Source organism: Xanthomonas sp. D-99 (assembly GCF_017746145.1).
Classification (GTDB): domain Bacteria; phylum Pseudomonadota; class Gammaproteobacteria; order Xanthomonadales; family Xanthomonadaceae; genus Xanthomonas; species Xanthomonas cissicola.
Genome location: NZ_JAGHWU010000014.1, coordinates 158,602 through 168,397, shown reverse-complemented (window position 1 = coordinate 168,397; position 9,796 = coordinate 158,602). Strand labels below are relative to the sequence as shown.

The following is a 9,796-nucleotide window of genomic DNA, read 5'->3' as shown; positions in this document are numbered from 1 at the left end:
ATTAAAAGTGCTGGTGACAACGCAGCTCTGACGACACACCCAGGCCTTGCAGCTCTTGGATGAAGGTCTTCCGCAAGGAGTGAAACCCACGCTTGGCCTTAGGCCAGTCTTTGCCGATCTCGCCCAGATAGCGGCTAAATGCCTTCGTGATCCAGTTCCCTTGCCCGTTCATGGCATCTGCTTTGGCCTGCGGGAACAAGCGCTGGTGACCAGCAGCTCTTCGGCTTTCCACCCAGTTCCAAAACCCAAGCGCCAGTAGCTCGGGATGGATCGGCACCGTGCGCAGACTGACTTCTGTCTTGACCTTTTGATGCTCTCCCTCGTCAGAAATCCGGATGCAAAGGATCTCGTCCTCTTTGAATACATCCGCCACCAGCAGCTGCCCGACCTCGGAAGCACGCGCCCCTGTGTAAAGGCCAATGAGAGCGGCCCAACGAGCGTTCGGGGAAAGTCTTGGGAAGTTGACCGGCGAGAAGATTGCTTCGATTTGCGCTCGGTCATAGGCCTTGAAGCCGAGTTTGCGACGAGCGCGCTTTTCCCGTTGCGGATAGCTCACATGGCCTGATGCCGGGTTGTCGCCCTTGGGGTAATAACCTGAGGCAATGGCCCAATCGAAAAACCCGCCCTTCCCACCCACATAGCTTTGCTTGTTCATCAGGGTCGGGGTGGAAGCGCCCTTGTCGCGCAAGTGCTGATACCAGTGCGCCAGATCTGTCCGGGTGACGCCGTGGAGCTTGGTCTTGGTGCCGAGAAAAGCCACCAACGACTCGATGGCCGTCTTTTTGATCATGTAGGTCTTGGGGAGCGTGCGGCTTTGAATTGACGCAAGCCACCCATCCCTAGCCTTGTCCAAAGCAATGGCCTGGGCGACCTGGCGCCGGCCGGGCTGAGGTTGAACAGGATCCCTGAGGTCCAGCGCGCCGATGGCGGCGACCTCAGCGGCATTGGCCCAGGTCTGGTTCTTGCGGAATAGGCGCAGATCTTCGTCGTTGTCGATCTGCCAGCGTTCGCTGATCGTGCCATCCGGCGCTTGTGTTCGATGCAAGGTCAAATCGCGAAGCGATGCGCCCTGGCTCAGGCGTTCGACCAGCGCATCCATGTCCTTCTTGCCAAGCCTATCCACACGTCGATCCCTCAACACGTCGAAGGCCTGAGCATAGCCTGAGGCAAGCATCAAAGCGCGCAATCGCGCGCTAGGCAGTTCTTTCGTGTGGAGGGTGTGCTTGATGACCTTGCGACCCAAGACCGATTGCAGATCAATGGGAACGCGTTGGCGGAAGGACCAATGGCCGGAGGAGGATCGAACGAGGTGATGAGGAATGCGCATCGGGAGATGTGTCCCGATTTGTGTCCTGCACCAGACCTCCATTTCTCATCAAAAACCAATGTAAGTCATTGATTTATATGAGATATGGCGGAGAGAGTGGGATTCGAACCCACGGAAGGTTTGACCCTTCGCCGGTTTTCAAGACCGGTGCCTTAGACCGCTCGGCCATCTCTCCGATGCTGCTGCGCGTGACTGCCGAAGGCATCGGATGTCACGCGGGCGACCCGCCCTGCGCGGGTGGACCTGGCTGTGGCCGCACGAACATCCTGTGCGGCCCGCTCTCCCAGGATTGCTCCCGGGCGCGCATTCTCGCATGCCCGGGCGCGTTTTGCTCAGTGGCACCGCCGCCGTTGGCCGGCGCAGCGTGCTGCACCGCGCATGCTGCTCGGCTGCTATGGTGTTGTCGGCCGACGGCGTCTGAGCACACACGCAACCGGCCGGACATCTGACGCGAACCGACTGCTGAGCAGCCAGGGCACTGCCAGACAGCATGCCAGCCAACCTAGGCCTTGCCAGCTTCGTCACGGACGCTCAGCCTGCTTCGGCCACCGCCAGGCGCGGCGCCGTGCCGGCGGCACGCTTGAGCTTTTCCGCCAGTTCGGCGCAATTGCCGCCGCAATCCAGGCGCGAGCGTTCGATTTCCTGTGGCAGGTGTTCGGCCAGGAAGTCGATGAACACCCGTACCGCCGGCAGCAAGCCGCGACGTGAGGCGAACACGGCATGGCAGATGCCCTGCGGCAGCGACCAGTGCGGCAACACCACTTCCAGCTCGCCGCTCCGCACCGCTTCGGCGCACACGGTTTCCGGCAGCATGGTGATGCCGAAGCCGTCGCGCGCCATCGACTGCAGCAGCGGGAAGTCGAAGCCGGCCAGGCGTGGCTGCAGGTCGACGCGGCGCATTTCGCCGTTCGGGCCGTGCAGCTCCCAGCGCTGGTGCGCTTCGTCTTCGCTGGTGCTCATGGTGGTGTGGTTGGCCAGCTCGCTGGGGTCCTTGGGGCGCCCGGCGCGATCCAGGTATTTGGGGCTGGCAACCAGCAGTTCCTGGACCTGGCCGAAGCTGCGCATCACCAGGCTGCCATCGTCGTCCAGGCGCGAGCGCACGCGTAGCGCAACGTCGTAGCCCTCGTTGATGACATCAACGCGGCGATTGCTGATATTGAGCTGCAGCCGCACCTTGGGATACTTGGCCAAAAATTCCGGCAACAACTTGGGCAACTGGATCTGCGCAAGCGAGACAGGAACGCTCACACGTACAAGACCGCGCGGCTCGGCGCTGAGACGATCCACCACCTCGCGCGCGGCCTGGGCCTCGGCGAGCATGGTTTGCGCATGCCGGTGCACGCTGGTGCCGACGTCGGTCACCGCGAAACGGCGCGTGGAGCGCTGCAACAGGCGCACGCCCAGGTCGGTCTCGAGCTGGCTGATGCGTCGGCTCAGGCGCGATTTGGGGATGCCAAGCGCACGCTCGGCAGCGGCAAAGCCGCCGTGATCCACCACCATCGCAAAGTAATACAGGTCATTCAGGTCGTGCATGGCGCATGTATCCATGGATAGAACGATACGTGATATTTAATCACCTTTATTCCAACAGAGCAACGACCTAGCCTGCACACCTCCGCGGCGCTGCCGCTTGCCACAGGTCACCGTCATGAAACTGCTGCACCTCGATTCCAGCGCGCTCGGCGCCAATTCCGTCAGCCGCGTGCTCAGCGCCGCCGTCGTGGAGCAGCAGCGCCGGCTCCATCCCGAGGTGGACGTGGCGTATCGCGACCTCGACCGCGACCCGATTCCGCATCTGAGCGCGCAGACGCTGGCGCAGACCGATCCGGCAGAGGCCGCGGCCGCCGAAGCGGTGATGCAGCAGTTCCTGCAAGCCGACGTCATAGTGATTGGCGCACCGATGTACAACTTCGCCATCCCCTCCACACTCAAGGCCTGGATCGATCGCATAGCGGTGGCCGGGCGCACCTTCCATTACACCGCCAATGGTCCGGAAGGCCTGGCCGGCGGCAAGCGCGTCATCATTGCCAGCGCGCGTGGTGGCCTATATGCCGATCCCACGAACGATTTTCAGGAGCCGTATCTGCGCCAGGTATTGGGCTTCCTGGGCATCGACGACATCCGCTTCGTGCGCGCAGAGGGCGTGGCGTATTCGCCGCAGCATCGCGCCGATGCATTGGCCTCGGCGCTGGCCGGGCTGGGTGAGGAAGAAGAGGTTGATGTTAGCGCCTAAACAGTCGGCGTGATGCAGTGCTGCATCGAAAGGTCGATACGGGTGCGACATGCCGTGCAAGAGAAACGGGACCATCGCTGGTCCCGCTTTTTTTGCGTCAATTTCCAATAGCAAAGAAGCTCGCGATCAAACGTCCTGGAACGGTTCTCGCCAGAGATCCCACACTGCACTCGACACTCTCATTTGTGGCGGCTACTAAAACGTAGCGAGCACGTGTTTGATGGGCGTGGATCTAGCCGGGCAACCGCAGTGCCCAAATGCTATATGCGCACCGAACACAGCCCGCGCGCGCGGAGATGAGCACCGTCTTCTCTGTTCGCAGCGCTCAGCCGATCCGCTCGATCCCGCCCATGTACGGACGCAGCACCTGCGGTACATCGATCGAGCCATCGGCGTTCTGGTAATTCTCCATGACCGCGATCATCGCGCGTCCCACGGCAGTGCCCGAGCCGTTGAGCGTGTGCAGCAACTCCGGCTTGCCGCTGACCGGGTTGCGCCAGCGCGCCTGCATGCGCCGCGCCTGGAAATCGCCGCAATTGGAGCAGGACGAAATTTCGCGATAGGTGTTCTGCGACGGCAACCACACCTCCAGATCGTAGGTCTTGATCGCGGAAAAACCCATGTCGCCGGTGCACAGCAACACCTTGCGATACGGCAGTCCGAGTTGTTCCAGCACCACCTCGGCGCAGCGCGTCATGCGCTGATGCTCGGCATCGCTGTCTTCCGGCGCGCAGGCGGTGACCAGCTCCACCTTTTCGAACTGGTGCTGGCGGATCATGCCGCGGGTATCGCGGCCACCACTGCCGGCTTCGGCCCGGAAACACATCGAATGCGCCGTCATGCGCAATGGCAGACGCTCGGCGTCGATGATCTCCTCGCGCACGATATTGGTCAGCGGCACTTCGGAGGTGGGGATCAGATAACGGCGCGACTCGCCCACGTCGGTCTGGAACAAATCGTCTTCGAATTTCGGCAGCTGACCGGTGCCGCGCATCGAATCGGCATTGACCAGCAGCGGCACGTTGGTTTCTTCGTAACCGTGCTCGCCCACATGCAGGTCCAGCATGAACTGCGCAAGCGCACGGTGCAGACGCGCGACCGGACCACGCAGCACGGTGAACCGCGCACCCGACAACTTGGCTGCCGTTTCGCCATCCAACCAGCCGTGCGGCGCACCGAGTTCCACATGGTCCTTGACGGCGAAATCGAACTGACGCGGCGTGCCCCAACGCGATTGCTCGAGGTTCTCGCTCTCGTCCTTGCCAAGCGGCACATCCTCGGCCGGCAGATTGGGCAGGCCAAGCGCGATGCCTTCGAGCTTGGCGCGAATCGCATCCAGCGCGTCTTCGGATGCCTTGAGCTCATCGCCGAACCCGGCCACTTCGGCCATCAGCGCAGCCACATCTTCGCCCTTGGCCTTGGCCTGCCCGATCGCCTTGGATTTGGAATTGCGCTGGCTCTGCAGTTCCTGCGTGCGCACCTGGATACGCTTGCGCTCGCTCTCCAGCGACTCCAGTTCCGCAGTGTCCAGGGAGAAACCGCGCGTGCTGCGCAGGCGCTCGGCAAGGTCGGCGGGGTGTTGGCGAAGCAGGGCCGGATCTAGCATCGGAATATGTGCGTCAGTGGAATAGCGCGAGATTATCGCCTGTTCCGCCACCTGCTGCGATCGATTCACTACGGCTATGCCAGAATTGCGGCGATTCTTCAGGTGAGCCCTATGCCCGCGCCCCGTCCTGCGTCCGATCGCCCTATCGTTCTGCGTCTGCCCCGCCACACGCTGAAAATCGCCGGCATCGCCTTCGCTGCCGGTCTGCTGCTGTTCCTGCTGGTCTGGGCCACCGGCCGCAAGGACGACTTCTATAAAGCCTCGCCAGCGCAGCCGACCGCAGGCGCGCAGACCGACGACACCATTGCGCCGCTGCCGGCGCCGTTGCCGGCCCAGGACGGTGCCAGCGACATGCCGCAGGCCAAGCCGCCAGCCGAAACCCCCACCCTGGTGGACACCGCGCCACCGGCCCCACCCGCTCCGACGCCGCTGCCGGAAAATGCGGTGCCAGGCGCTGCTGGCAGCGCCATGCCGGTCAACGCACCGGTCGCTGGCGGCGATCGCCCGGTGCCGATCCAGGGCCAGATGCCGCCGCCCCGCTACCCGCCCGCTGCGCTGCGTCGCGGCGATGCCGGCGATGTGGTGGTGCGGGTCGACGTGGATGCCGCCGGCAATCCCGGCGGCGTGACCCTGGTGCAGCGCAGCGGCTCGCGCGATCTGGACCGCGCGGCCATGGAAGCGGTGCGGCACTGGCGCTTCCATCCGGCGCAGCGCAATGGTCAGCCGGTCGCTGGCAGCATGGACATCCCATTCGAGTTCAAGCCTGCGCAGTAAACGCAGCGCCCTCTCCGCGGCTTGTGCTTGTCGCGGCGTTGCGCGTATCCAGGCCTGAAATAGCAAGCATTGTTAACGCTCCGCAGCCGGAAGCACCATGCTGTTTAACCGCGCCGCAAGGTCAGCTTGACTAAGCTGAACATCCGGCAAGCTCTAGCGCTTCCTACACCGGCCGCCTTAGCTCTCCCTCAGGTACCGCCAACCAGACTGGTCCCGTCATCCCCAGATGCGCCAGGAGGCCGGCCATGTCCGTCACTTCGAATCCTTCATCCGCTCACCCGTCGTCGTTGCCGCAACACGGCCGGCGGCCCGAGGAGCGGCAGCAGAACGTGGTCAGCGACGGCGCTTCGCCCTGGATGTGGGCAACGTTGGTGGCGCTGCTCATCGTGGTACCCTGCTGGTGGTGGGCACGCCACAGCGATGAGTCATTCGCTCCCGATACGCGGCCGCTGCCGGCGGAAAGTCGGCAGATCCTGCCGACGACCGACGGCCCGCGCGCGATGACGATGGTGGGGCACCAGCCTGCTCGCCCAGCCCTCAGCAGCGTCGAGGCCAAGCCACTTCCGGGCAACGCGATGCCGAACTACCCGGCCGCGGTGGCGCATGCCGGCATCCAGGGCAGCCGCACCGCCCGTTTGCAACTGGATGTGCAGGGCCGGGTGAGCGATGTGACCATCGTCGACCGAAGCGGGAGTGATGATCCGCGACTGGATGCAGCGGTCCTGGAGAGCTTGCGTCGGTGGCGCTTCGAGCCCGCCACGCGCGACGGCCATGCGGTGGTGAGCAGCGTGCAGGTGCCGGTGGAGTTCACCGCGCAGCGTTGAGGACTTGCTCGGCGCTGCGGCTCTTTGCCTCAACGGTGGCGATGTCGCGGCGCGTCGTTTGACTCCTGACTCGCTGGCAGAACCTTCTGCGCATTACGCCGACAGGTACGCGTTTCCCTGCAAATCAACGGGGATCTTGATTTCGCATCAGGATCGCGTCTACCAGCAAGCCCGCCGTCGAAGGGGGATGCAGAAAGCCCGCACATCCACCGTGCAGTGGAAACTACGACAGGCCTGTCATTTGCCAGACTCGCGAACGGCCGCAGTCTTAGGGCCAGCCTTCCGCACCCTGTAAAGTCCAAGCCACTCGTCGGCGAACAGACGCGTTACCGATGCACGGCAGTTTCCAGCCCGAATCCAGCGTCCTGTGCCAGGGAGTCGAAGCCCGGGAACGAGGTCGCCACATTCGCCACGTCGTTCACCTGCACCTGGCCCGTGGATAGCTGGCCGGCAATGGCGAACGCCATGGCAATGCGATGGTCGCCATGACTTTCGATCACGCCGCTGCCGATGCTGCCGCCATGGATGGTGGCACCATCCGGCGTTTCGTCGACCTGTACGCCAAGCGTGCGCAGGCCGGTGGCCATCGCCGCCAAGCGATCGGACTCCTTGACCCGCAATTCGGCGGCGCCGGTCACCACGGTCTGCCCGCTCGCTGCAGCGGCAGCCACGAACAAGGCCGGGAACTCGTCGATCATGTCCGGCACCAGCGCTTCGGGAATCTGCGCACCGCGCAATGGCGCGTAACGCACGCGCAGATCGGCGACTGGCTCACCGCCGTGTTCGGCATGGTTCTCTTCGCCAATCTCCGCGCCCATCAGGCGCAACGCGGCCAGTAACCCGGTGCGGCGTGGATTCAATCCGACCGCGCGCAGCACCACTTCCGAGCCGGGAACGATGCTGGCCGCGACGATGAAGAACGCAGCCGACGAAAAATCTGCAGGTACTGCGATATCGGTCGCGCGCAGACGCTGTCCACCGCGCAGACGGGCCTTGCCAGGCGAAAAATCGATCTCCACGCCGAACGCCGACAGCATGCGCTCGGTGTAGTCGCGGGTGGGATGCGGCTCGGTCACCGAGGTCTCGCCCTGCGCATAGAGACCAGCCAGCAGCACCGCAGACTTGACCTGCGCACTGGCAACCGGCGAGACGAAATCAATGCCGTGCAGCGCCTGCCCACCGTGCACGTGCAATGGCGGCGTGCCGTCGTCCTGCGTCTCGATCCGCGCGCCCATCTGCGCCAGCGGGCCGGTCACGCGCCGCATCGGACGCTTGGATAACGACGCATCGCCCACCAATACGCTGTCGAAGCGCTGCGCAGCCAACAGGCCGGCCAACAGACGCATCCCGGTGCCGGCATTGCCGCAATCCAGCACCTCGGTCGGCGCCTGCAGACCCTCCACACCCACACCGTGCACGATGCGCTGCGACGCCGACGGCGTTTCGATGCGCACGCCCAGCTTGGCGAAAATGGCGGCGGTAGAGCGCGTGTCTTCGCCTTCAAGAAACCCATCGATCTGCGAAACGCCGTCGGCGAGCGCGGCGAACATGACCGCGCGGTGCGAAACCGACTTATCGCCCGGAATGGCCAGGCTGCCCTGCAGTGCGGTGCCGCGTCGGGCAATCCAGTGGTGCGTGCTGCTGCTCATGCATGTAATCCGATGGCTGCGGCATCGCCAACGCCGACGATGCGCTTGAAGAAGGGTGCGGCGCTGCCGTCAATACAAAGTCGCGGCGCGCCGGCATGGATTGTCGTATCGAGCCTCGATGCTCAGGGAATGGCCACCGGATACGAACCCAGCACCTTGATCTGCGCCGAGTGCGCTTTCAGTTCGGCCAGCGCCTGCTTCATCGCATCGTCTTCGACATGGCCGATCAGATCGATGAAGAAGCCATATTCCCACTTGGCCTGATGCGAGGGCCGCGATTCGATGCGGTTCATGCTGATGCCATGGCGTGCGAACGGGCTGAGCACGTCGAACAACGCGCCCGGCTTGTCGTGAATGAACACCAGCACCGACGTGCGGTCGTGCCCGGACGAAGGAAAGATCTGCCGCCCGATCACCAGGAAGCGCGTGGTGTTGTCGTCGTCGTCCTCGATCGACTTCATGATGACTTTCTTCAAGCCATACACATGCGCTGCGCTTTCGCCGCCGATGGCCGCGGCATCTTCAGCATTGCGTGCGCGGCGTGCGCCTTCGGCGTTGCTGGACACTGCGATCTTTTCCACCTTGGGCAAATGCGAGCGCAACCAACCCGCGGTCTGCGCGAACGACTGCGAATGCGCGTAGATGCGTTCAATATCTTCCAGCCGGCCGTTGCGCGAGAGCAGGTATTGATGCACGCGCAGCTCGACTTCCCCGCAGATTTTCAGGTTGGAGGTCAGGAACATGTCCAGGGTGACCTGGATGGTGCCCTGCCCCGAATTTTCCACCGGCACCACGCCGAAGTCGGCGTTGCCTGCTTCCACTTCCTGGAACACCTCTTCGATGGTCGCCATCGGCAAGCCCACCGCCGAGCGGCCGAAATGCTTGAGCACCGCCTGCTGGCTGAAGGTGCCTTCCGGGCCGAGATAACCGATCTTCAGCGGCTCCTGCTGAGCCAGGCACGCCGACATGATTTCGCGGTAGACGTGCACCAGCACTTCGTCGCTGAGCGGGCCCTCGTTGCGGTCCACCACCATGCGCAGCACCTGCGCCTCGCGCTCGGGGCGGTAGTAATCCACCGCCGCCGCAAGCTTGCCCTTGGCCTTGCCGACCTGATGCGCAAAGTTGGCGCGCTCGGCAATCAGCGCCTGGATATTGCGGTCGATCTCGTCGATCTTGGCACGCACATCGGCCAGCACCGGCGCGGTGGTCTTGATCGCGGCCTTTTCAGCCGGCGTGTTTGCAGGCTTGCTGCCTGAAGCATTGGCCGCTGTCTTGGTCGGCTTTTTGTTGCCGCCTGTGGCGGCCGTGGGCTTGTTGGACTTGGGGGCCATTGCTGGGCATTCCTAAAAATGGCGGCACATGTGCGCTGGCAGCGCACGCGCC

8 protein-coding genes and 1 tRNA gene are annotated in these 9,796 nt (G+C 63.7%); 3 read left to right on the top strand and 6 right to left on the bottom strand.

All coding sequences use genetic code 11. From position 1 onward, the window contains the following. Window position 1: 1 nt before the first annotated feature. From J7360_RS07095 to J7360_RS07085, 3 genes are all read right to left on the bottom strand, one after another. A complete protein-coding gene (locus J7360_RS07095) occupies window positions 2–1,327 on the bottom strand; it encodes a site-specific integrase (protein WP_244667777.1) in 1,326 nt (441 codons plus the stop codon). Window positions 1,328–1,412: 85 nt separating this feature from the next. Next, window positions 1,413–1,502: transfer RNA gene (locus tag J7360_RS07090), tRNA-Ser, on the bottom strand. Between the two features lie 356 nt (window positions 1,503–1,858). Next, window positions 1,859–2,875, bottom strand: a complete 1,017-nt coding sequence (locus J7360_RS07085) for a LysR family transcriptional regulator (RefSeq protein WP_057659681.1) — start codon at window positions 2,873–2,875, stop codon at window positions 1,859–1,861. 100 nt (window positions 2,876–2,975) lie between these two features. Between J7360_RS07085 and J7360_RS07080 the strand changes: the two genes are divergently transcribed. Beyond that, window positions 2,976–3,560 carry an FMN-dependent NADH-azoreductase gene (locus J7360_RS07080; RefSeq protein ID WP_209033536.1) on the top strand — a complete coding sequence of 195 codons (585 nt, stop codon included), beginning with the start codon at window positions 2,976–2,978 and terminating at the stop codon, window positions 3,558–3,560. A gap of 325 nt (window positions 3,561–3,885) precedes the next feature. Here the strand turns inward: J7360_RS07080 and serS are convergent, their stop codons facing one another. Next, complete coding sequence (gene serS, locus J7360_RS07075) at window positions 3,886–5,166, bottom strand: serine--tRNA ligase (RefSeq protein WP_007969978.1); 1,281 nt, start codon at window positions 5,164–5,166, stop codon at window positions 3,886–3,888. 111 nt (window positions 5,167–5,277) lie between these two features. Between serS and J7360_RS07070 the strand changes: the two genes are divergently transcribed. Continuing rightward, window positions 5,278–5,940: an energy transducer TonB gene (locus tag J7360_RS07070; RefSeq protein ID WP_042805225.1), complete on the top strand. Its 663-nt coding sequence runs from the start codon at window positions 5,278–5,280 to the stop codon at window positions 5,938–5,940. A 356-nt stretch (window positions 5,941–6,296) separates the two neighbouring features. Then, entirely contained in the window at window positions 6,297–6,764 is a 468-nt protein-coding gene (locus tag J7360_RS07065) for an energy transducer TonB (protein WP_209033540.1), read from the top strand. A gap of 326 nt (window positions 6,765–7,090) precedes the next feature. Here J7360_RS07065 and aroA read toward each other — a convergent pair whose 3' ends face one another. Beyond that, window positions 7,091–8,413 carry a 3-phosphoshikimate 1-carboxyvinyltransferase gene (gene aroA, locus J7360_RS07060; RefSeq protein ID WP_057663733.1) on the bottom strand — a complete coding sequence of 441 codons (1,323 nt, stop codon included), beginning with the start codon at window positions 8,411–8,413 and terminating at the stop codon, window positions 7,091–7,093. Between the two features lie 122 nt (window positions 8,414–8,535). Further along, the gene (pheA, locus tag J7360_RS07055) at window positions 8,536–9,744 is read right to left on the bottom strand and encodes a prephenate dehydratase (RefSeq protein WP_007964068.1); all 1,209 of its coding nucleotides are present in this window, start codon (window positions 9,742–9,744) and stop codon (window positions 8,536–8,538) included. Window positions 9,745–9,796: the final 52 nt, after the last annotated feature.

Bases quoted from the DNA above. Each gene is read 5' to 3' on its own strand.
- J7360_RS07065 (WP_209033540.1), top strand. From the start codon at position 6,297: ATGTGGGCAACGTTGGTGGCGCTGCTCATCGTGGTACCCTGCTGGTGG.
- J7360_RS07070 (WP_042805225.1), top strand. From the start codon at position 5,278: ATGCCCGCGCCCCGTCCTGCGTCCGATCGCCCTATCGTTCTGCGTCTG.
- serS (WP_007969978.1), bottom strand. From the start codon at position 5,166: ATGCTAGATCCGGCCCTGCTTCGCCAACACCCCGCCGACCTTGCCGAG.
- J7360_RS07085 (WP_057659681.1), bottom strand. From the start codon at position 2,875: ATGGATACATGCGCCATGCACGACCTGAATGACCTGTATTACTTTGCG.
- pheA (WP_007964068.1), bottom strand. From the start codon at position 9,744: ATGGCCCCCAAGTCCAACAAGCCCACGGCCGCCACAGGCGGCAACAAA.
- aroA (WP_057663733.1), bottom strand. From the start codon at position 8,413: ATGAGCAGCAGCACGCACCACTGGATTGCCCGACGCGGCACCGCACTG.
- J7360_RS07095 (WP_244667777.1), bottom strand. From the start codon at position 1,327: ATGCGCATTCCTCATCACCTCGTTCGATCCTCCTCCGGCCATTGGTCC.
- J7360_RS07080 (WP_209033536.1), top strand. From the start codon at position 2,976: ATGAAACTGCTGCACCTCGATTCCAGCGCGCTCGGCGCCAATTCCGTC.